Genomic DNA, 21,625 nt, shown 5'->3' on the forward strand with positions numbered 1-21,625 from the left:
CACTGCCACTTTTAATTCACTTATTTACTTTTCGTTATCTGTCGGATTCAACTGAGCATGATATTCTTGCAAGGATTTCACAACGGCATTGGTGTTGGCAGCCTCGCGATGTGCAGCAATTCCTTTGGCGCTAGCTAAGGCAGCAGCCGTGGTAGTGATGTAAGGTATTTTGTGTTTAATAGCTGTCTTGCGAATATAGGAATCGTCCTGCAGACTGCGCTTGCCGGTGGGGGTGTTAATAACCAATTGAATCTTGCCATTCATAATCTCATCAGGGATATGGGGTCGGCCTTCATAAATCTTATAGATGTATTCGGAGTCGATGCCGTGGTCTTGCAGATACTGACGGGTTCCTTGGGTTGCTTTGATGGTAAACCCTAATTTCAGAAACTCTTGGGCAGTTTCGGCAACGATGGGGGAACGATCCTGCTCAGCAATACTCATGAGCACGGTTCCTGTTGAGGGAAGAGGGGATTGAGTAGCTTCCTGAGCCTTATAATAAGCCAAACCAAAGGAGTCGGCCATGCCTAAGACTTCTCCTGTCGAACGCATCTCCGGTCCGAGCAGAGGATCGACCTCTGGGAATTTGTCGAAGGGGAAGACCGCTTCTTTCACCCCAAAGTGTTGAAGCACGGGCGGTTTAAAGTTGGTCACCGTATCGTTTTCAATGCCTGCATAATCGGCCATCACTAACTCGGTGGCTAAGCGGGCCATGGGAATGTTGCAGACCTTGGAAACCAATGGCACAGTACGGGAGGCGCGCGGATTGGCTTCCAGTACATAGACTTTATCATCGGCTATGGCGTATTGAATATTCATCAACCCAATGACGTGAAGCTCTTGGGCGATTTTTTGGGTGTAGTCGACGATCGTTTTTAGGTGGTTTTCCGGAATACTGATGGGTGGAATGACGCAGGCGGAGTCCCCGGAGTGAATCCCTGCTAATTCAATATGCTCCATGACAGCCGGGACGCAAGCAAGCTTGCCGTCGGAAACCGCATCGGCTTCCGCTTCGATGGCATTGACTAAAAATCTATCGATGAGAATCGGATTTTCTGAGGTGAGGTCAACAGCTGCGCTTACGTATTCTTGAAGTTGCTCCTTATCATAAACAACTTCCATTCCTCGCCCACCTAGGACAAAAGAAGGGCGGACCATGACGGGATAACCAATGAATTCAGCTGCTTCCAGTGCTTCCTCTAAGTTAGCTGCCATACCGGCTTGGGGCATAGGGATATCCAATTGTTCCATCATTTTGCGGAACTGATCCCGATCCTCGGCCAGATTAATCACATCCGGAGGGGTACCCAGTATTTTCACCCCTGCATCCTGTAATTGAGTGGCTATATTTAGAGGGGTTTGACCGCCAAACTGAACGATTGCGCCGAGGGGTTGCTCTTTTTCGTAAATACTTAAGACGTCTTCCACGGTAAGCGGTTCAAAATAGAGTTTATCCGAGGTGTCATAATCTGTAGAAACAGTCTCCGGGTTGCAGTTGATCATGATGGTCTCGTAGCCTAAATCCCGTAAGGCAAAAGCAGCGTGGACACAGCAGTAATCGAATTCGATCCCTTGACCAATACGGTTAGGGCCACCGCCTAAAATGAGAACTTTTTCGCGGTTGCTGGTGCTTACTTTGTCGGGACCGTTATAGGTGGAGTAGTAATAAGCGGCATTTTCCACTCCGCTTACCGGCACGCTATCCCAAGCTTGAGGAAGGGCTAAGGCTAAACGTTGCTTTCTAATGTTGGCTTCCGGCACATGTAAGATCTGAGCCAGATAGCGGTCTGCAAAACCATCCTTCTTGGCTTGCAACAGTAGGTGACCGGGAAGCTCTTGATCTTGATAATTAAGAATTTTTTCTTCCAAGTCTACGAGCTCTTTCATTTGTTGGATAAACCAGAGCTTAATATAGGTTATTTGACTTAAGTCTTCGGGATTGGCCCCCTTGCGCAAGGCTTCATACATAATAAATTGTCGTTCACTGGAGGGCTCCTGCAGCAAAGCGAGTAGCTCTCCTAAGCTTTTATTGTGGAAATCCTTAGCGAAGCCTAAGCCGTAGCGACCGATCTCCAAGGAACGGATCGCTTTCTGTAGGGCTTCCTTATAGTTTTTACCGATACTCATGACTTCCCCAACAGCGCGCATTTGTGTTCCGAGTTTGTCTTCTACCCCTTTAAACTTTTCAAAAGCCCAGCGAGCAAATTTAATCACGACATAATCGCCGTAGGGTGTATATTTATCCAAAGTCCCAGCGCGCCAGTAGGGTATTTCATCGAGAGTGAGTCCCGCAGCCAGCAGAGAGGAGATTAAGGCAATGGGAAATCCGGTAGCTTTGGAGGCTAGTGCTGAGGACCTGGAGGTTCGGGGATTGATTTCGATGATGACGACCCGCCCTGTGGCTGGGTTGTGAGCAAACTGAACGTTGGTTCCACCGATGACTTCGATGGCTTCAACGATGGAATAGGCATATTTTTGCAAGCGCTCTTGAAGCTCTTGGCTGATGGTTAACATCGGTGCACTACAGAAGGAGTCTCCCGTGTGAACGCCGACGGGGTCAATGTTTTCGATGAAGCAGACCGTAATCATTTGGTTCTTGGCATCGCGAACTACTTCTAACTCCAACTCTTCCCAACCCAGCACAGATTCTTCAATCAGAATTTGCCCAATCATACTGGCGGCAATACCGCGGTTGCTGACGGTTCTTAGCTCTTCCACATTGTAGACTAAACCGCCACCGGTACCACCCATGGTATATGCTGGACGCACAACTACAGGGTAACCCAGCTCCTGCGCGATTTTTTCTGCTTCTTCGACGCTGTAAGCAGGACTGCTCTTCGGCATGTCAATGCCCAGCTTCTCCATGGTTTGCTTAAAGGCGATGCGATCTTCACCGCGCTCGATAGCGTCTAACTGAACCCCAATGATTTGCACCCCATAGTGATCGAGAATCCCTTCCTTAGCTAGCTCAGAACTGAGGTTTAAACCCGTCTGTCCACCTAAATTAGGTAGGAGAGCATCAGGACGCTCTTTTTCAATAATCTCGGCTATTCTCTTGACATTGAGAGGCTCAATATACGTAGCATCTGCCGTGGTAGGATCAGTCATGACCGTGGCAGGGTTGGAATTTACTAAGACGATTTCATAACCTAGCTGCTTCAGTGCTTTACAGGCTTGTGTTCCTGAATAATCAAATTCTGCAGCTTGTCCGATCACAATCGGCCCTGAACCGATAATCATAATCTTATGGATATCATTTCTTTTGGGCATGTGTATGATCAACTCCTTATTTAAGTAGTGGGGTATTTCTCAGGGAAGATTAAGACTTAGTTTTGTATAATTATACATTAAGAGGTATAAAAATAACAATACTTTTTTATTGCTTTAGCAATATTTATATTTAAGGCAGTGCCTTGCCTTCGGTCATCGATTAACTTTCTTTGTTGACAACATAAGAGGGTACTCTAGAATGAATATAGAAGATAGTATTCCAAAGTGTCTTGACAAAATTCTTGGAAGCAGGTTGGACAGTAGATTTCAAGAAGTTTGCTGAAGGGGAGGCGGGAAAGTGATGAAGAGATGGAAAAAATATTTGCGGATGGGCGCCTTTGTGGCTCTGTTAATTATTGCTTTGGGTGCGATGGGATTTAGCATGGTAAACAATCAGGCAGGAATGGTGTTGACAGATCAGGAAACTTTTAAGACGAAAGATGTGTTAATGGTTCTAAAAAAGGCCGGGCTTGAACTAAAGATCTCTAAAGAGCCGGCTTTAGCTCCCAAAGAGTGTGCACTAGGGAGGGTGGAACCGAAAGTCTATGATATTGATGATGGCCTTAGCCAGTTGTATATCTACGAATTTAATTCTACTTTGGAAAGGCGAACTACTTTAGAAGAACTATCCGGAAGAGGAGATCCTAATTCCCAAGATCCCTTTTCTCGTGATCCGTTTATTAAGGCACAGAAGCTGAGCAGAGCTTATGGGGCTAAAAATATGGTGATGGTCCTAGTTTATAATATTACCTTGGAAAATATGGAAAACGAAACTAAAATTCTAACCCCTATCACCTTAACCGTGGGGAAAACGATCTTTTACGAGTTAAATCAAGGGAGGAAATTTGTCCTTCAGGGTGAGGGAGAGCACTGGGAAGGTAAATTAGTTGTATCGACCTATGAAGAGCAGTGGACCGATGAAAAAGGGTATAAACGTACTCAAACGAATTCCACTGAATTGCCCTTGATCCGCTATAAGGGCAACCCGGAAGAGATACGAGATATCACTTACCGTTTTGAATGGCCTGGTGGGGCATCTTCTCTAACATCGGATGATGGGTTTCGACAAGGCAACTTTGATGACGAACAGACAAGTGTCTATGGGGGCTCAAACCTGTGGTGGGGGTGGTTCGGATTTGGCACAGGTCGTGTTCCGGAGGAGGACGATACCTGTGATTTCTCGGTTCGATGGAATGGGGGGGAAGAAGAGCGGGTCACTTTGAAAGCGCAGTGAGAAACGGGGGAGGCAATGAACCTATCCCGGTGTCCCTCATAATCTACAAAGATGACCGAGTACTCATCTCGCTTGCAATAATCTCGGGCAGACTAAGGGGGAAGTGAATTGCTGGAAAAAATAATGAAGTCGGCACAATCCATTGAAGATAAGCTTATAACCATAAGACGGGATATGCACAGACAACCGGAATTGGCATTGCAGGAAGAAAGAACGGCAAACTATATAGCGGATAAACTTAGAGCTTTAGGGTGTGAGGTCACTGAGAATGTCGGAAAAACTGGGGTCGTCGGGCTTCTCAAAGGAAGTGAAGCAGGGAAGACCCTAGCCATTCGTGCCGATATGGATGCATTACCTATCCAAGAAGAGACAGGTCATGAGTTTTGCTCTACCAGGTCAGGAGTCATGCATGCTTGTGGCCATGATGCCCATATAGCCGTTGTTTTAGGGACCGCGGAGATACTCTCCGGCATGAGGGATTCCTTTGCCGGTAATATAAAGCTGATTTTCCAACCTAGTGAGGAATCTCCGATAGGGGGAGCAGACGAGATGATTCGAGAAGGGGTGCTAGAAAATCCAACTGTGGATGCAGCAATAGCGCTCCATGTCAATCCAGGGTTATCGACAGGTCAAATCGGCTATAAAGAGGGTCCCTTCTTTGCCTCGGTGGCTTTCTTTGCCATAGAAATTTTGGGAAAAGGTGGACATGGTGCCTTGCCCCATCATTCGGTTAATCCGATTTTGGTGGCTGCTGAGTGCATTCAGGCCCTTCAAACCATAGCTTCAGCCCAAATTGATCCGATGGAGCCCTTTGTCTTAAGCTTAGGATCGATTCATGGAGGACAAAAATCCAATATTATCCCTGAAAAGGTCTCCATCGAGGGGACGGTACGGTGCTTTGGGGATGAATTAATGAATCGCACAGGCCAGATGATGGAGAATATCCTGCGTTCCATCACTTCGGCATACGGGGCGGGTTACACTTTAAAGTTTAAACCAGAAGTAAAGACCTTAATCAATGACAAAATCATGATCGGGCTTATCAAGGAAGCAGGAGAGCAAATTCTGGGAAAAGAGAATACTCTAGCGGTTTCACCCGTTCTATTGGGCGATGATTTTGCATCCTTCAGCCAGCTTGTTCCGTCAGCTTATATCTATTTAGGTGGTGGCTTCCACGGACAACCGAATTTCGCCCTTCACCATCCGAAATTTGACTTGGATGAAGGAGCATTGCCCCTTGGGGCTGCCTTGCTTAGCTACACTGCTCTCAAGTTTTTAAGTAAGGGACCATAAACTTGACATTCTCTGCCTATGTTATTTAGCGTTTACTCAGGAGGGGGATGGGGTTGCTTTTTCAGGTTTAACTTTGCATGCCACCGCTCAAAAAAAGACCTTTGCACAGAGAAACATAATCTTTCACTGTGCAAAGGTCTCATTGTATATTTGTGCTTCTGATTATTCGATTCGTTTTAATAAAGAGCTACGCTTAGCCAAGTGCTCATCATCGATTTCAATTAGCTTCTCCGTAGTTTGTAGTGACTTTTGCACTTGTAGTGCGACTTTCTCCAACTCTTCATGATGCTGGCTGGAAAGAATCTTCAAATCAGCTAGTTCGCTTTTGATTTCTGCAAATTGTAAATCATGTTCATTTAATTTGGAGTCAATTTTATCAAATCGCTCTTCCATGCTGACAAATCGTGCATCAGTGCCTTTAGAACGCTCGTCGATGCTGTTAAAACGTTCGTCAATGCCTTCAAAGCGCTCGTCAATGCTGTTAAAATGTTCGTCAATGCCTTGAAAGCGCTCGTCGATGCTGTTAAAACGTTCGTCAATGCCTTGAAAGCGCTCATCGATGCTGTTAAAACGTTCATTCATTTCTTTAAAACCGTTTAATACCAGTCTTTGAAATTCTTCGTTTTCCATTTTGACAGCTCCTTCGAATTCCTATTATTTACATCCTAACATAGCTTGTCTACTACTACAATAAATCTTTTTGCAAACCAAAAGGTCTCCTATCGGCAAAGGCGAAGGGTGAACCATTACTGGTAGGCAGGCAAGAATTGGATAGAGAAAAACGTCAGAATCAGACATCCTCTCTCGTCTAATATACCAGTTGTACAACTTAATAATGGCTGATAGGTAATAAAACTGGAGGGATTCAATTTGCTTAAATTTAAATTTGCAAAGTCATTGGTTTTGGGAATGTGCTTAACTATAGCTTTTTCAGGAGCTGTTTATGCTAGTGATGATAAAACTTCTGCTGAAGCTGCGGGTCAAGTTCAGCCAGCTGCTGCAAGCACGATGCTTGCGCCAGATACTGCGGTTTCAAGTCCTGCTTACCCGGGTTTAGATATTCCCGCAGACCTGCTTAATCGACAAAGAGAGATTGATCAGTTTGTTTTTGAACAGCATCGCGGGGAGTTTGCAGAAAAGGGCTTTTCTGTAACTCATACCGGCCCGATGGCTGATTATGTGGAGATCGGGATTGAACCTTATAGCGAAGCAAGTGCTGAATATCTTTATGGTATTTTTGGTAAAGAGAAGGTCAAAGTCGTGGAAGGACAACTGGCAGTCGCTTTAGCCGCAACTTCCGGAGGAGCCGAACCGGCATTGGATACCCCTCTCTCTGCACCTGTTGGAGGGGTTGTTGCTGACGTAAGCATAACCTCCTCTGAAAGTGGCGATAAAGGAACAGAAGAAAGCGCGTCATCCAACACATTGCTCTATGGAATCGGTGCTGTTGTCGTCCTTGGCGCAGGGGCTTTTGGGATTAAGCGTATTCTTCCTCAGAAAAAGTAGTTCTGTATCGACTCAGTCCCACTTACTAGAATAACGGAATATGCTGATTTAACGCATCTAATCGTAGGAGCATGGATTACTTTAGAAGTAATCCATGCTCCCTTTTAGTGTTACTATATTAATTCGTTGATTAGGCCCGTGATGGATAGTGCTACTAATACCACGAATGTCCCTAAAAACTGGTCGATTCCGCTGATTGCGCCGACTTCCGGCAACATGCCCACTAATAAGGTGATCCCGACAGAGGCGCCAAAGTATCTTCCTAGTTGGACCAGGCCACTTAAGACGGTTCGGTCTTCGCTTTGCACCGCGTTTTGGGAGTTGATTAGAAAGGTGGCCATGATGCCTCCGGTGCTCAGGCCAGTCATGATGGAGAACAGGCTAAAACCTATGATGTTCTCGGCTTGAATGGAATAGAGAAGAAGAATCGAGCTTAGGGACAAGGCTACCCACAGATAGCGAGGGGCTTGGCTCAATCTTAGCTTGCTCAAGCGGCTACCGGCGAGAAGTCCTAAAGTAATACCGACCATGAAAAAGAGAAGAACTCTGCTTTCATTCAGTTGGTAACCCAGTTGATTAAGAATGACCCCACAGAGAGGAAGGATAGTAACTAAGCCGTACATGATCGCCCCGGCCAAAACTGCACTAATAAGCGAGCGACGCAGGATTTTGACTTTAAAGAATTCTGTTTTAATAATAGGATTCTTTTGTCTCTTTTCATTATAGAAAAGTAAAACTCCGGCAAGGATCCAAGCGGCAAGAAGCAGGAAAGACCCGCTGTTTAAAAGGCTTAAGCTACTTTCACCAGCTTGTGCGCTCACTTTATTGGATAATAGAACAGCTAGAAGGCAAAATCCCCCGAAAAGTAAACCGCCGAAGATATCGACTTCTTTGAGCTTCAGATCAAGCTTGCTTTTCTGTGTTCCTCTTGCCAAGGCAACCAAGGTAACCGAGAAAAATACCATCCCTAAGTTCAATAAGAAAATCCAAGTCCAGCCCAGCTCTTTTGTAATAAAGCTGCCGAGAGGTGGACTGAGTAGATTGGCCAGAAGTTGGACGAAACTGAACATCCCAATCATATTCCCGCGCTTTTCCGGTGGGAACATATCCGTGACCATAGCCATCGACACGGGAGTAATGATACCGGCTCCGAAGCCTTGAATAACTCTTGCTCCAATTAAATGAGGCATGGTAGAGGCTAAGGCTCCGTATAAACTACCTAAGGCAAAGACCATCATGCCCAGAATATAGAATCTTCTTTTGCCATAGATGTCAGCAAGCTTAGAGAACAGAGGAATCGCAGCAATCGAGGCCAGCATATAACTGGAAAAGACCCAGCTATATAACTCGCTGCCACCGATTTCCTGAACAATGAAGGGCATAGCCGTGGCTAGGATTAACTGCATAACTCCAATGGCAAACATGCCGAAGAGTAGGCCTACGAAAGCGTGAATAGGACACCCCCCCTATTCTTCCAGCACTAACACGAAACCTGCATTCCCATCGACCCGAATTTTTTGTCCGGTTTCGATGCGCTTAGTGGCATCAGTTATGCCGACAACGGCGGGAATCCCATATTCCCGGGCTACTACGGTGCCATGTGTTAAGAGGCCGCCCACTTCCATAACCAGACCAGCCGCATTGATGAAGAGAGGTGTCCAACCGGGATCGGTAAAAGGAGCTACTAGGATTTCTCCTTTGTTTAGGCTGGCTTTCGTGGGGTCGGTAATCACTCGGGCGATGCCTTCGATCACCCCGGAGGACACCGGCATGCCCACTAAAGCATCTTCTGGTAGGTTAGCCCGCTGATAACTTCCCTTAATTCCCTCTCCGTCGCTGGTTAAGAGGCGTGGGGCACTGAGCCTTATATAATGTTGGTATTCTTCTTTTCTTTTTTTGACAAGCTCTAGGAGGCTGGAGTTTTCTTGAATTGCTTTGTGGAGCTCCCAAAAGCCCACATAGAAGATATCCTTTTCTGTAACGAGATGTCCTTGAGCTACCAGGATTTTAGCTTCTTCTAAAAAGGCCTTCTTGCAAATCAGGATCAGTTTCATGATCAAATATTTCGGATGTTCACGGATGGGTAAGTAGTTGCGGACAACCCTGACGACCCTACGAATGACTTTAGCCTTTAGTTTTCCGTGTTTTGTCTCGACTTCCTTGATCAGGTCCTCGGCGGCCAGCTTTGCTTTCATGATCGTGTCCTTGTATTCTAGACGGTGAGCTCCTGCTTGGGCGGTTTTCGCGGTGGATAGGATGGATCTGACTAAGGGTTCCGGATTTTCGATCCAGCGGTCCTTAGCCATATCGATTTCACCAGCTGCTCGCATATCGTATTTGGTCATGAAGCTGTGGAAGGCTTTCTTGAATCCCGCATGGCCGGGTAGATTGTCAAGGCGAGCGAATAAGGTGTCGTAGTCTTCGTTTTCTAATTCACGGATTAGCTCCGGCGACTCACGAACGAAATCGGCTAAGTCTCCTACCAAAAGTCCCATTTCCGTGGTGATATTCCCTTCCAGTCCGGTAACAATTGATTGGGCATACTTATGTCCTCCTAGAAACTTTTCTTCCAGAGTTTCCAAGGCTTTAAATCCTAACATAGCCGGTGCCATTTTGGGCAAAAGAACTTGAAAATCAGAGGTAAAGCGAGCTGAATTATAGATAGCCTCCAGTCTCTCAATACCCGGTTTAGCCTTGTTGACTTCTTCCTTGATTTGTCTGACTCGCTTGTCAATATAATCGCCCACAAATTCAACAGTGCCTTCTGGCTTTTTATAGGTTAGGTTCTTCAGTGCTTTGATGGCAATGGGCTTAATGAATCCTCTCACTGATTTTACGGTATGCTCATTCTTTTTGATTCGAGTAGCAAAGTCGGGTCTGTTCATGAGCTCACTCAAGGAGGCTGCCATCAAGGCATCGGCATTAACTAAGAAGCGAGAGAAGGATTTCCCGATGGTTTTATGAGCTAGAAGCTCACTGATATCAATATAGATTCTTCCCGCCGCCGATGTCATGACTCGATAATCTTCGGGGCACCGAGCTCCTTTGTCAAATGAAGCAATCATCCTAAGCATATCAATGCCCAAGGGGGAGATTGGGTCGGTCATCACCTGAAGATGATTAAAGGAAAAATAAGCATGTAGAGCATCGTCCTGAGGCAAGGGGGCGGGAAGGGGGAAGAGGGAAGTAATCGCGCGGCTTTGGACAATGCTAAGAGTCGGTACGGTTTCTCCTGTGGCAGAAATCTCCGAACTTAGGCACCACTCAATATCTTGGGGGCAGCCATAGTGACTTTCGATATTCATCCCCAACTCGGCTAGGGTTTGAATAAGGGAATCATCGAGAACTTGGCTGGTTGCCTTTTCTCCGCTAAGCTCTACCTTTTGGGTACCCCCTCCCGCAAGGGGTATAATAGCTATTTTTTTCTCAGCGATGGTTATATTTTCGATTTCTCTAGACTTTTTATTGAATTTATAAATATCCGGGGAGACAAGACCTGATACGAGGGCTTCTCCTAGACCATATCCGGCATCAATAGAGATGATTCCTCTGTGCCCAGATACGGGATCGGCTGTGAAGAGGATTCCCGATGCTTCGGGGAGGACCATCCTCTGGACGACGACAGACATAAGCACCATTTCATGGGCGATATTATTTTGGATTCGGTAGAGAATAGCCCGGTCTGTAAAGAGGGAAGCCCAACAGTTGCGAATTGCCTCGAGGAGGGCGGCTTCGCCTTTAACATTGAGATAGGTGTCCTGCTGGCCGGCAAAGGATGCAAAAGCTAAATCCTCAGCTGTAGCACTGGACCTTACAGCATAATAGGTATCTGGACCTGTATGATTCATGGCTTGCAGTATGGAGCCTTTGACCTGCTCAGGTATTTCTGAGTCGCTTAGTTTCCTGCGGAGGGTCTCACCGACTTGGCTAATAGTATCAGGGCTGGCATCCTTAATCCCTTCAGTAATAAAGCTCTGTAAGTGGTTAAGGGAAAGAAACTCTTGATAACTTTTCGTAGTGACGCAGAAACCATAAGGTATCGGGAACCCAGCCTTGGTCATTTCCCCAAGATTGGCTCCTTTACCACCCACAAGAGGGAGGTCCTTTTGGTCAATCTCATCAAAGAATAGGGTATATCGTTTCTCCATAGTCTTGCCTCCTTTAGTTTTGCTTGGCTCCATTAAGAAATAGTGTAATGAGTTGTTCTCTTAAGTGTTCGAGCTCAGCGGATTCTTGGGAAAACTGACAAGATATAAAATAATTGACGGTTATGAGTTGGAAGCTCCTGGCGAGAACTGTGACAGGCATATCGTCGCGAATTTCCTTGTTCTTTTGGGCTTCTAAGAGGATTTTTAATATGACCTTTTCTAAACCACTGCGTTCAGGATGTTCAAAGGGGCTGGTAGGACCGTTGAAAAGATTCTGCATGCGGTAGCTTAAATAGATAGCGGTTAGTTCGGGATCTTTACCAAAAAAATCATGTCTAAAATCTAGCAATAGTCGTAGTCTTGCCTCGATTCCTGAATGATCTTTAAGGAGAGATTCCAGCTCTTCTCCGAAATCCATAATAGAGGATTGTACGTAGGCGCTAAGTATGGACTCCTTATTTTCAAAGTAATTATAGAGAGTGCCTTTAGCGATGTCCGTTTTTGTGGCGATTTCCTCCATGGATGTTTCTTGAAACCCTTTTGCCCTAAAAAGCTCGATGGAACAGTCGATGATATTCAGTCTTGTCTCTTCTTTTTTACGCTCTCTTCGATTCATTGGCATAGTCATAACTCAATCACCTCGCAAAAAATACTCAAGATTAAGATAGCCTAACGATAGCCTAACTATAGTACAATAATGACCTCATGGATAATATTATACTGTAGTACAATATTATTAGCAATAGGATGTCGGGGTAGGGAAGTTTAGTTGACCAGTGTAGGTTTACTGCGATAAACTTAATTGAGTATATTGTAGTAAACCTTTTAGATGGTCTGTAAATAGGCAAAGATACGGAATTCTCAAAAGTTTGTTTTTGGAAAATCCTTTGATAATTCTCTGCCAGCTTTTTTAGCCACCTTTCTTAAAGATAAGAAGCTGTCTAGACAGGAGGCTGAGCAAATGAAGAAGATGATCGAGGAGGCGAGGAAATGAGTTCGGATAGGGCAAATATTCTTAATTATAAGAAGCCTGCTTTTTGGATCGCGATTGCTTTGATCATTACCATAGGTGGTATAGTGTTCGCTTTAATAGCTAACCCTGTTAAAAAGGAACCGGATCTATCCTTCCTCAATCCGGATAATCTGGCCACCCTCCTTGTGCAAGGAGAAGGAGTACAGATTGACGAAGCGGGCTACCCTTATCCTATTGTTGTGTCCAGTCTGGAGTTAGGAAGATGGCTTCATTCGGCGACAGATGAATGGAAGAAAAAAAGGGTCTTTTCGCCATATGAACTCACCCCCTCCATAACAATTCGTGTGAATACTGATAACGAGATTCGCTTTTATGAAGCGGAACCAGCTCTGGCCATGATCCAATCCGGGGATCAATATCGTTACTATGCCATTCCAAAGGAAGATTTCCGAGTTATCCAAGAAGTAGCGTTGCTCGGCTATCCAAAAGTGCAAAGCTTGACCCTTACTGAGTGGAAAAAAGGGGAACCGGCTACTCCCGTTACCATTACCGACAGTTCAATAATGGAGATGGCGGTGCTATTAGCACAAGGAGAGGAAAATCTCCTTGCTATGAAATATTCCAGCGTGAACGACGCACCTACTGTCGATGAATATATCCGGGTGGATCTGTTAGGTCAGGAACCTTCTCAGACTTATTTCGTTTATACCAAGGACGGGAAGAACTATTTTATTGAAAGACCTTATCAAAGGATCAATAGAATCAGTTCAGGGACAGCCCAAGCAATCTTTAACATTTTTACGGAGGCTGGAATTAAGCCGAAAGAAACTACCTCTTTTGATATAGAGCATAGCCTTAATGCCATTATCTCCTCGCCGCTAAGCTCCTCCAATCCACAGGATTACATCCGGGCCCATGAGGATGAATACGAAACTATCCTGAAATTCGGTGGCGAAGAGGCTTTGCAATATATGCTCTATCAATTCGAGCAAGGGAATGCAGAAGGGCTAAGGGGACAGATCATGATGCGCCTTTGCAAAGATATTTTAGGGGCGAGAAATACCATAATTGATGAATCGCTTTCTCCTGAAGAGTGGTATACTGCCTTTTCTAAGCAAGAGCCAATCAAGCTCCCGGATTATTCTTATGACGGCAAAGATGAGTTGGAAAAGCTCGTCTATACTACTGAAACAGCTCACTATTCCCAGCCACAAAGAGGCTTCACAGTAGTTGCACCGAAAATATTTAAGAGTATTGAGGAAGGGGATTTCCTGAAAGTTTTTGTGACTACCTACAGTGCAACCTACATAATGAATACTACTGCTAATGCTGCTTCTATTCGGGAAGTAAGTGGAGGCATTATTCCCTCGGCCATTACCTTTGAAAGGAGTGAGGCGGGAAACTATCAATTGGTCAGCTATGAGCAGGCCAAGGATGGTTCTGAATGGCTCCCTTCGATTCGCCAATATTGCACTACCCCTGTATCAGGTAAAGAAATCCCCGGACTCGCCGATGATATTATTAATCATTATGGGGATTATGAGGATCTCCATAAGCTGCAGAGAGAAAACCTGCTTAAGCATTTGCAGAAATATGGAGTTCAGAATCCGCTCATTGTTAAGCCATGAGGCAGCGCGTGGGGAATAGTTAAAAAGATAGGATTTCAAAGTTTTTAAATAACCAAGATAAAGATATTCGATTAGATTCGATTAAGTTAATTCAAATTGGACCGGAGGGAATGCTGAGTATGAAAACCGTAGTTATAACCGGAAGTACTAGGGGTGTGGGACTATGCATGGCAAAAGAGTTTTTGAAATCAGGATGCAATGTCACTATCTCTGGGAGAAGTGACAAGTCCTTTGAACGTGCCAAGCAAGAACTGGCTGAGTTCACCGATAAGGTGTTGTACGTCCCCTGCAATGTAAGGGCAAAAGAAGAACTAGAAAACCTTTGGCAGGAATCGGTCAAAAAATGGGGGCGAGTAGATTACTGGATTAACAACGCTGGACAAAACGTCCCCCATGAATTTGCTTATGATACGGAACCAAACTATGTCGATGCAGTGATAGACACTAACATCAAAGGCATGATTTATGGCTCTCAAGTTGCAGTGAGTAACATGTTGTCTCAGGGGAGCGGACAGCTATGGAATATGGAGGGTCTCGGTTCTAACGATATGATACAAGTTAAAACAATTCTTTATGGTACTTCTAAACGTGCTTTGACCTATTTTACGAGGGGGCTGGCCAAAGAGCTTGAGGGTAAGCCTGTATTAGTGGGACGCCTTTCCCCGGGCATGATGCTAACAGATTTTATTACTAAAACCCCGGACGGTGAAAAGTCACCCGTGATTGAGGATCAGAAATTCAGGAAGATATTTAATATTCTTGGCGATAAGCCAGAGACCGTCGCGGCCTTCTTTGTTCCACAGATGCTTCAGAATACAAAGAATGACGCCCATATCGTGTGGTTGACCAAAATGAAGGCTATGCAACGTTTTGCAACGGCTTCTTTTAATAAGCGTGAATTGATCTAACAAAAAATACGCCCGTTGATGGGCGTATTTTTACATTCTAAGTTGATAAGAGTTCATCTGGACTATGAAGCCATTTTATTTTTAGGGAGGCCAAGATCTTGAGTAAATGGGACTCCTTAGATGGGATTAGCTAATCTTGCCCCTAGCTCGAAGGCTTTTTGGCATTCCTGCGGAAACTGCTCCTGTCTAACTTGAGCCTTATGCTTCGCATCGAACCTTGAGGCCTCATATTTTGTATAGTCATCAAATTGGTAGGTATCTGTAGAAAGTACCCTGATGTTGCGTAATAAATTCCTGGACGCAGGAATTTGTGACCAGTCTACTTCGTTACCCAAACAAGAAGTGGAGTTATGATTTTTCATAACTCCACTTCTTGTTTTTTGAATGATTAGCCCTTCTTTGGGGGAAAATATTCCTTTAAGGAGGGTTATGATGTGCTGAACCGTCGAGAATTTCTTAAGCTGGTCGTCAAAGGAGCCATTCTTGGCAACTTTATCAGCTTAGTAACCCCCGAATTAGAAAAAGCCTTAGCTCAAGGAGATATTAAAAAGAAGCTACCCATTCTGATGGTAGAGACGGGAACCTGTACCGGAGATAGTATCTCTTTAGATAATATTTGGACACCGACACTATCCGATATTTTTACCAACATCACTGAATGGCGTTATGACTGGACCATGATGCAAACCCAAGGGGAGTCAGCCTATAAGGTCTTATTGGATATGGAAGAAACTCTAGCCCATGAATTCATACTTATTGTCCAAGGATCTATCGCGCGTAGAGATAATGGTCATTATAATTACGCCGGCCTCGAAAACGGCCAAATGGTCACAGGCCTGGACCTGGTTCGTAGGCTGGGTTTAAAAGCTAAATATATCGTGGCCATAGGTAATTGTGCTACTTATGGGGGGCCTGCCTCTGGGTATCCTAACCCGTCCCAGAGTACCGGTACACAAACGATCCTCCCCGAACGCCGAATTATCAATGTCTCCGGTTGCCCTGCCCATCCGGATTGGATTATGGGTACCCTTCTGCATTTGGCTCTATATGGGGAGCCTGAACTAGAAAAATTCGGCCGTCCCAAAATGTTTTACGGAGAAACCATTCATAACAACTGCCCGCGACGTCGTTACTACGACCAAGGTATCTTTGCTACAGATATCGGTCAGAAGGAATGTCTTTACCGCGTAGGCTGCAAAGGACCCGTCACCTATGCCGACTGCCCTATCCGTCGCTGGAACGACCGCTACAACTGGCCAATCGGCTGTAACTCTCCCTGCATCGGCTGCACCGAGCCCGGGTTTCCTGATCTTATGGAGCCTTTTACCAATCATTTTTCCGACATCACCTTCCCCGGAGGAACCCGCGAAACAACCGATCGAATCGGTAGAGGGGTCTTAGGCTTAGCTACCCTAGGGATTGGCGGACATTTTCTAAGCTCACTTTATAAAGGACGTCTTCATCGGAATCTAATTCAATCGACGAACCAGGTGAAGAAAAAGATCCAGCTGAAGAAAGCCAAGACGTATCATACCTATCGGCCCAAGAAATCTCAGCAATGACCAAAAGTGATGCCGCCAATCGACATGGGCGGTTGATTTTACAAGTGAACGAGGAGTGAGCTTACTGGAGAAGAAGGTTGTTTTTCCGTTTACCCGAATCCACAATCCGATGTTGGTAGAGGCCCATCTAGAAAACGGAGTGATCCAAGACGCCTTGATCGCGGATACCCTCTACCGAGGCTTTGAGCAAATTCTCGAAGGTCGATCCGCTTTTGATATGCCTTATTATACGCAGCGCATCTGCGGCATCTGCTCCTCAGTTCATGGGGTGGCGGCGTCTTATGCAGTGGAGCAAGCCCTGGGGATGGCCGTTCCACCGAACGGATTGGTCCTCCGCAATCTTATTATGGGTAGTGATTTCCTGCAGAATCATCTCCGTCATTTCTACCTTCTGAGCATGCCTGATTATTTCAAAGGCCCCGACATCCCCCCCTTCCTACCTCATTTGGAGGGAGATATTCGCCTTACTCCCCAAGAAGATCAACGTATGACTGATCATTATTTCCAAGCCATCGAAGTTTCTCGGTATGCACATGCGGCGTTCGGAGTTTTCGGGGGCAAGGCTCCCCATGGGCACGGGATTGTACCCGGAGGGTGTACCATGCACGTGGATGCCGATAAAATCAACCGCTATCGCGGTTATCTTATCACTATCCTCGAGTTTATTAATAATGTACCTAAATTCCACGTGTGTTTTTTATTAGCTTCAAAAATCACTATTTCACGAAGAATTTAGACTGCTTCTCACACATTGTAACATTATTTACAACCACCTTTCAATCATTTTTGATAAATCATTGATTTCATCTTTGCTGCAATGATACTTAATAAACTCTGCAAGTTATCCACAGAGCAACACTCAATTTTATTGATGATATTCTTATTATACCAGACATTTTTCATACACTCCCTTGTACGGATAGTTTTCCGACAACTTCATGATTACATATCTTGCGGTTTTGATTATTTTTGCTGCAAGAAATACATACTTCAAACGAAAGGTCTTTATTTGCTGTCTGTATTCTGAAGAGTCCAAGGAATCAAACTTGAACAACAAAAATAGGTTATATGAAAGCATCATCATTTGAAACACGGCTTCATTCGCCCAAAATGACTTTAGCAAGAGATGACCCACCGCCATGTCGTATTTGGCTTCTTTGATATAGTTTTCAGCATTACCACGCTTTTCATAGTATATAACTACTTTTTCAGAAAGCAAGGTAGTATTTGTTACAAAGAAAAAGTAGTCGTATTCGGAACCTTCTAAAAGTGATAATTGTGCTCTTTCTTTTTCTGGTTTCAGTACGCGAGATACGACAAATCTTCTGTCTTTTTCCCATTTAACTAATTTTGTATACAGTTCTGTAGTTTCTCTACCTTCTTCTCCTTTAACGAATACAATTGATGAATTCGTTGCTTGTGAGGTGAGTGTAGAATAACTTTTGGCTTTAATTAAATATTTGCATCCAAGAGATTCTATCGTTTCGATAATTTTTTCATCAAAGTAGCCACTATCCATTCGAAATAAAATTTCTAAATCGTCTGATTTGATGTTAGCAACAATTTCTTTGATCATTTCCGCAGCACCGTTTGCAGTGTAAGTATTGCCACTTCTTACAAATCCGGTAACATATGCTTTTAATTCGTCGCAAAATGCAAATTGGATATTGTAGCATCGGTTTCCCAGTTTCTTAGGATTATATCCTTTTGACGCACCTTCTTGATGACCTTCTACGTTAATTACACTACTATCAATATCAATCGTAATGGATGTCAATTTACTTTTAGTGAGCAGTTTTTTAAAGACTTTAAAATTAATGTCTCTAAACATTTGGGTTGTCTTGAAGTTGAAGTTTCCTAGAAACCGTGACACTGTTTCAGGTTCTTTTACGGAAATATCAAACTCGTTGACGAGGGGATCATTTTGAAGTAGCTTTAGACGTTCTAACTTATCAATGCCAATGAAGTGACCGCAGAGCATGGTCTTTATATGATTCATCTTGATTTTATTTGTTGAGTCATTATCAAATACGAGGTCATTTTCAATAAAATCAAAAATCCCATTGCTTTTTGCATTCTCAAGGAGCAGAAAAAGACCTGCATTTGATGTTAGATTCTTAGCTTTGAAATCAATTTTATTAATCATAATTAGAACCCCTTTTTACTACTTTTCTTACTATTATTTTACCATATATCGAGTCATAAAAGCTGATAATTTAACATATTTTTGAGCACTTTTCTTTCACCCAATGGGTGAAAGCTGAATTTCGAAGGAACGCATATTTATCAAGGCTTTGATTATGCTTTTTGAAGTACTGACGTAGAATCTAGGAAGTAGATATTCTGTAGGTCCATTTAGGAGTTCTAGACTGCGCGCGTTGCCATTATATAAGAATTCGTAACCCATCTGCTGTGAATTGCTTTCCGGGAGATTCATTGTATAGATAAATCCTGAAGCTATCTTGCCTTGAAATACGCTACGTTGGCCTTCATTATAGCTTAGGTTAGAGAAATACAACCGTTCTAAAAAAGAGCGCATTTCTCCGGTAACATTGCCGAAGTAGATTGGGGAACCCAGCAACAGGACATCACTTATGAGGATTTTCTCTAAGAGAGGGGTAAGATCATCTTTTAAGGCGCAATGGCCGAGATACTTAGTGTTCCTCTGTTTACATATAAAGCAACTGATACAGCCTTTGAAGTTTAAGTCATAAAGATGAACCAATTCGGTCTCCGCACCGACTGATTGAGCTCCCTTGAGCGCTTCTTGTAAGAGTGTTGCAGTATTCCACTTTTTTCGTGGACTACCATTTACCGCGATGACGTTCATTTTTTATCAACTCCAATTTATTAGTTATTATCTATAACTTCATTATAACAGCTGCGTTTTTGATTGTACTTATTTTTCACTAGCTAACAATTAACTGTGAAGATTATGAGATCAGTTCTGGGTTTGCATTTTTTTAGTGATTGTGTTTATAATACGATATAAGTAAATAGGACTGGATGAAGTTCTCAGGAGTGCATGGGTGTAAAACCGATGGTAAACTGGAAATGGACAGAACTCTGGAGAGTTCCGTAAGGACGCCGAAGGGGCAAGACAGTAGAAGATACTGTCCAATCTCTCAGGCAAAAGGACAGAGAAAAGATTTGGGCGCTTTTGGCTACGATTCTTGCATTAGATGTTGCCGCTTAAATGAATTCTCTTTGCTCACCAGAGTCAAACTTTTAGTTGACTCTTTTTTATTGCTCAAAATGGGAACGATAGAAAATCAAGAAGAAAAGGGGTAAAGGAAATGAGCTTAGAAAGTACTAAAGAAACTTCCAACCGAGTGATTATCTCCATTCTCGGTAAGGATCAGATTGGCATTATCGCTTGGCTGACCGGACGTTTAGCTGAAAAATCCATCAATGTCTTAGATCTCAGCCAAACGATCCTCCAGGGATTTTTCACCATGATTATGATTGTGGATGTCGCCCAAGCGTCCGTATCTTTAGGGGATCTCACCAAGCAGCTGCAGAGTGAGGGAGAACCCCGTGGGTTAAAAGTCAATGTTCAGCATGAAGATATTTTTGAATTCATGCATCGAGTTTAAGGGGGTAAAAGGATGAAAATGCATATCGCTCCCCACGAAATACTTCAAACCATCGAGATGGTTGAGAATGAGAACCTCGATATCCGTACGATCACTATGGGTATTAGCTTGTTGGATTGTGCCGGAGATGATGTTCAGCGTGTGGAACAAAAGATCTATGATAAAATCACTCAGCAAGCGGAGCATCTCGTCAGTGTAGGTGAAAGTCTATCTGCTCGCTATGGAATTCCCATCGTCAACAAGCGGGTTTCCGTAACCCCGATCGCTCTTCTCGGTTCAAGCTTTAACCCGGAAGAAATGGTGCGTTTAGCTAAGGCACTGGACCGAGCGGCAGAGGTAGTGGGAATCAACTTTCTGGGAGGCTTTTCAGCCTTAGTCCAAAAGGGATTAACCAAAGGAGATCGGGCTCTCATCGCGGCGATTCCGCAAGCCTTAGCAGAAACAAAACGAGTTTGCTCCTCGGTAAATATCGGTTCTACGAAAACCGGGATCAATATGGATGCGGTTTTAACCATGGGAGAAGTCATCCTCGAATGCGCTCGACGCACTGCAGACCAAGATGGTATTGCCGCTGCCAAGTTGGTTGTCTTCTGCAATGCGCCGGAAGATAACCCCTTTATGGCTGGAGCCTTTCATGGGGTAGGTGAGCCGGAGACGGTGATCAACGTAGGGGTTAGTGGCCCCGGGGTGGTGGCCCATGCAGTCAAGAAAAGTCCGGAAGCGGATTTAGGGGAAATAGCCAACCTGATTAAACGCACAGCCTTTAAGATTACGCGCATGGGTGAACTCATCGGTCGCGAGGCTTCCAAGGTTCTTAATGTACCCTTTGGGATTGTGGATCTTTCCTTAGCTCCTACCCCAGCTGTAGGGGATAGTGTGGCAGAAATTCTAGAGAATATGGGACTGGAGCGCTGCGGAGCTCATGGAACCACCGCTGCCTTGGCCTTGCTCAATGACGCCGTGAAAAAGGGTGGCGCCATGGCCTCCTCCCATGTGGGAGGGTTGAGCGGAGCCTTTATTCCTGTCTCGGAAGATGCGGGCATGATTCGCGCGGTAGAGGAGGGGGCTTTAAGCATTGAAAAGCTGGAGGCTATGACTTGTGTCTGCTCCGTGGGCTTGGATATGATTGCGATTCCCGGGGATGTCGAGCCGGAGACGATTGCCGGTATTATAGCCGATGAAGCAGCTATTGGGATGATTAATAAGAAGACAACCGCGGTGCGGGTCATTCCCGCCATCGGCAAAAAGGTCGGCGAGCGGGTAGAATTTGGTGGACTGTTGGGAGGAGCTCCGGTCATTAGGCTTAATCCCTTTTCCTCCCGTGACTTTATCCGCCGCGGGGGCAGAATTCCGGCGCCGATCACGAGTCTGTCGAATTAAGTGAAGAGGACATAGCAGATATAGAAAAAGGAACAAGCAGCTTTGATGAACTGCACCCAATTGTTAGACATACCCAACAATTGGAGGTTGGAAATGGTATGATAAACTGGACACTAAGATAAGAGAA

Annotated in this window: 15 protein-coding genes, 2 pseudogenes and 1 riboswitch; of the genes and pseudogenes, 9 read left to right on the forward strand and 8 right to left on the reverse strand. The window is 44.6% G+C overall.

What is annotated here, in order from left to right:
* Window positions 1-24: 24 nt before the first annotated feature.
* Window positions 25-3,270, reverse strand: a complete 3,246-nt coding sequence (gene carB / locus DESDI_RS04265) for a carbamoyl-phosphate synthase large subunit (protein WP_015261409.1) — start codon at window positions 3,268-3,270, stop codon at window positions 25-27.
* Window positions 3,271-3,571: 301 nt separating this feature from the next.
* On the opposite strand from carB, the gene DESDI_RS04270 reads away from it, so the two are divergent.
* Together DESDI_RS04270 and DESDI_RS04275 are read left to right on the forward strand one after the other, a co-directional pair.
* A complete protein-coding gene (locus DESDI_RS04270; RefSeq protein ID WP_015261410.1) occupies window positions 3,572-4,504 on the forward strand; it encodes a DUF2275 domain-containing protein in 933 nt (310 codons plus the stop codon).
* A gap of 108 nt (window positions 4,505-4,612) precedes the next feature.
* Window positions 4,613-5,797, forward strand: coding sequence for a M20 metallopeptidase family protein (locus tag DESDI_RS04275; protein ID WP_015261411.1), 1,185 nt, complete (start codon window positions 4,613-4,615; stop codon window positions 5,795-5,797).
* 162 nt (window positions 5,798-5,959) lie between these two features.
* On the opposite strand, the gene DESDI_RS04280 is transcribed toward DESDI_RS04275, so the two are convergent.
* Window positions 5,960-6,427: a hypothetical protein gene (locus DESDI_RS04280; RefSeq protein WP_015261412.1), complete on the reverse strand. Its 468-nt coding sequence runs from the start codon at window positions 6,425-6,427 to the stop codon at window positions 5,960-5,962.
* A gap of 240 nt (window positions 6,428-6,667) precedes the next feature.
* Between DESDI_RS04280 and DESDI_RS04285 the strand changes: the two genes are divergently transcribed.
* Window positions 6,668-7,303, forward strand: a complete 636-nt coding sequence (locus DESDI_RS04285) for a hypothetical protein (RefSeq protein WP_015261413.1) — start codon at window positions 6,668-6,670, stop codon at window positions 7,301-7,303.
* Window positions 7,304-7,416: 113 nt separating this feature from the next.
* Here DESDI_RS04285 and DESDI_RS04290 read toward each other — a convergent pair whose 3' ends face one another.
* From DESDI_RS04290 to DESDI_RS04300, 3 genes are read right to left on the reverse strand one after another with little or no spacing between them, the layout of a single operon-like run.
* Window positions 7,417-8,757 (reverse strand): MFS transporter, encoded by a 1,341-nt coding sequence (locus DESDI_RS04290; RefSeq protein ID WP_041219260.1) that lies wholly within the window; start codon window positions 8,755-8,757, stop codon window positions 7,417-7,419.
* A gap of 12 nt (window positions 8,758-8,769) precedes the next feature.
* Entirely contained in the window at window positions 8,770-11,451 is a 2,682-nt protein-coding gene (locus DESDI_RS04295; RefSeq protein WP_015261415.1) for a phosphoenolpyruvate synthase, read from the reverse strand.
* A gap of 13 nt (window positions 11,452-11,464) precedes the next feature.
* Window positions 11,465-12,079 (reverse strand): TetR/AcrR family transcriptional regulator, encoded by a 615-nt coding sequence (locus DESDI_RS04300; protein WP_015261416.1) that lies wholly within the window; start codon window positions 12,077-12,079, stop codon window positions 11,465-11,467.
* A 362-nt stretch (window positions 12,080-12,441) separates the two neighbouring features.
* On the opposite strand from DESDI_RS04300, the gene DESDI_RS04305 reads away from it, so the two are divergent.
* Both DESDI_RS04305 and DESDI_RS04310 read left to right on the forward strand, forming a co-directional pair.
* On the forward strand, window positions 12,442-14,052 hold the full coding sequence (locus DESDI_RS04305; RefSeq protein WP_015261417.1) for a DUF5301 domain-containing protein: 1,611 nt from the start codon (window positions 12,442-12,444) through the stop codon (window positions 14,050-14,052).
* Between the two features lie 119 nt (window positions 14,053-14,171).
* Window positions 14,172-14,960, forward strand: coding sequence for an SDR family NAD(P)-dependent oxidoreductase (locus tag DESDI_RS04310; RefSeq protein ID WP_015261418.1), 789 nt, complete (start codon window positions 14,172-14,174; stop codon window positions 14,958-14,960).
* A gap of 116 nt (window positions 14,961-15,076) precedes the next feature.
* Here DESDI_RS04310 and DESDI_RS17805 read toward each other — a convergent pair.
* A pseudogene (locus DESDI_RS17805) lies at window positions 15,077-15,232 on the reverse strand (flavodoxin family protein); the annotation flags it as partial.
* 162 nt (window positions 15,233-15,394) lie between these two features.
* Here DESDI_RS17805 and DESDI_RS04320 point away from each other — a divergent pair.
* Window positions 15,395-16,522 (forward strand): hydrogenase small subunit, encoded by a 1,128-nt coding sequence (locus DESDI_RS04320; RefSeq protein WP_015261419.1) that lies wholly within the window; start codon window positions 15,395-15,397, stop codon window positions 16,520-16,522.
* Between the two features lie 55 nt (window positions 16,523-16,577).
* Window positions 16,578-17,198, forward strand: a pseudogene (locus tag DESDI_RS04325) (nickel-dependent hydrogenase large subunit); the annotation flags it as partial.
* Between the two features lie 207 nt (window positions 17,199-17,405).
* On the opposite strand, the gene DESDI_RS04330 reads toward DESDI_RS04325, so the two are convergent.
* Together DESDI_RS04330 and DESDI_RS04335 are read right to left on the reverse strand one after the other, a co-directional pair.
* Window positions 17,406-18,668: an IS1380-like element ISEcp1 family transposase gene (locus DESDI_RS04330; RefSeq protein WP_000608644.1), complete on the reverse strand. Its 1,263-nt coding sequence runs from the start codon at window positions 18,666-18,668 to the stop codon at window positions 17,406-17,408.
* A 96-nt stretch (window positions 18,669-18,764) separates the two neighbouring features.
* Window positions 18,765-19,352, reverse strand: coding sequence for a flavodoxin family protein (locus tag DESDI_RS04335; RefSeq protein ID WP_015261420.1), 588 nt, complete (start codon window positions 19,350-19,352; stop codon window positions 18,765-18,767).
* A 226-nt stretch (window positions 19,353-19,578) separates the two neighbouring features.
* Window positions 19,579-19,673: riboswitch (glycine riboswitch) on the forward strand.
* 145 nt (window positions 19,674-19,818) lie between these two features.
* On the opposite strand from DESDI_RS04335, the gene DESDI_RS04340 reads away from it, so the two are divergent.
* A complete protein-coding gene (locus DESDI_RS04340; protein ID WP_015261421.1) occupies window positions 19,819-20,118 on the forward strand; it encodes an ACT domain-containing protein in 300 nt (99 codons plus the stop codon).
* A gap of 12 nt (window positions 20,119-20,130) precedes the next feature.
* Entirely contained in the window at window positions 20,131-21,498 is a 1,368-nt protein-coding gene (locus DESDI_RS04345) for a PFL family protein (RefSeq protein ID WP_015261422.1), read from the forward strand.
* The last annotated feature ends 127 nt before the right edge of the window (window positions 21,499-21,625 follow it).

Origin of the sequence: Desulfitobacterium dichloroeliminans LMG P-21439, from assembly GCF_000243135.2 — a bacterium.
In the GTDB taxonomy this organism is placed as follows: domain Bacteria; phylum Bacillota; class Desulfitobacteriia; order Desulfitobacteriales; family Desulfitobacteriaceae; genus Desulfitobacterium; species Desulfitobacterium dichloroeliminans.

Excerpts from the sequence above, each read along its gene's own strand:
- carB (WP_015261409.1), bottom strand. The coding sequence starts at position 3,270 with ATGCCCAAAAGAAATGATATCCATAAGATTATGATTATCGGTTCAGGG.
- DESDI_RS04270 (WP_015261410.1), top strand. The coding sequence starts at position 3,572 with ATGAAGAGATGGAAAAAATATTTGCGGATGGGCGCCTTTGTGGCTCTG.
- DESDI_RS04280 (WP_015261412.1), bottom strand. The coding sequence starts at position 6,427 with ATGGAAAACGAAGAATTTCAAAGACTGGTATTAAACGGTTTTAAAGAA.
- DESDI_RS04295 (WP_015261415.1), bottom strand. The coding sequence starts at position 11,451 with ATGGAGAAACGATATACCCTATTCTTTGATGAGATTGACCAAAAGGAC.
- DESDI_RS04300 (WP_015261416.1), bottom strand. The coding sequence starts at position 12,079 with ATGACTATGCCAATGAATCGAAGAGAGCGTAAAAAAGAAGAGACAAGA.
- DESDI_RS04305 (WP_015261417.1), top strand. The coding sequence starts at position 12,442 with ATGAGTTCGGATAGGGCAAATATTCTTAATTATAAGAAGCCTGCTTTT.
- DESDI_RS04310 (WP_015261418.1), top strand. The coding sequence starts at position 14,172 with ATGAAAACCGTAGTTATAACCGGAAGTACTAGGGGTGTGGGACTATGC.
- DESDI_RS04330 (WP_000608644.1), bottom strand. The coding sequence starts at position 18,668 with ATGATTAATAAAATTGATTTCAAAGCTAAGAATCTAACATCAAATGCA.
- DESDI_RS04335 (WP_015261420.1), bottom strand. The coding sequence starts at position 19,352 with ATGAACGTCATCGCGGTAAATGGTAGTCCACGAAAAAAGTGGAATACT.
- DESDI_RS04340 (WP_015261421.1), top strand. The coding sequence starts at position 19,819 with ATGAGCTTAGAAAGTACTAAAGAAACTTCCAACCGAGTGATTATCTCC.
- DESDI_RS04345 (WP_015261422.1), top strand. The coding sequence starts at position 20,131 with ATGAAAATGCATATCGCTCCCCACGAAATACTTCAAACCATCGAGATG.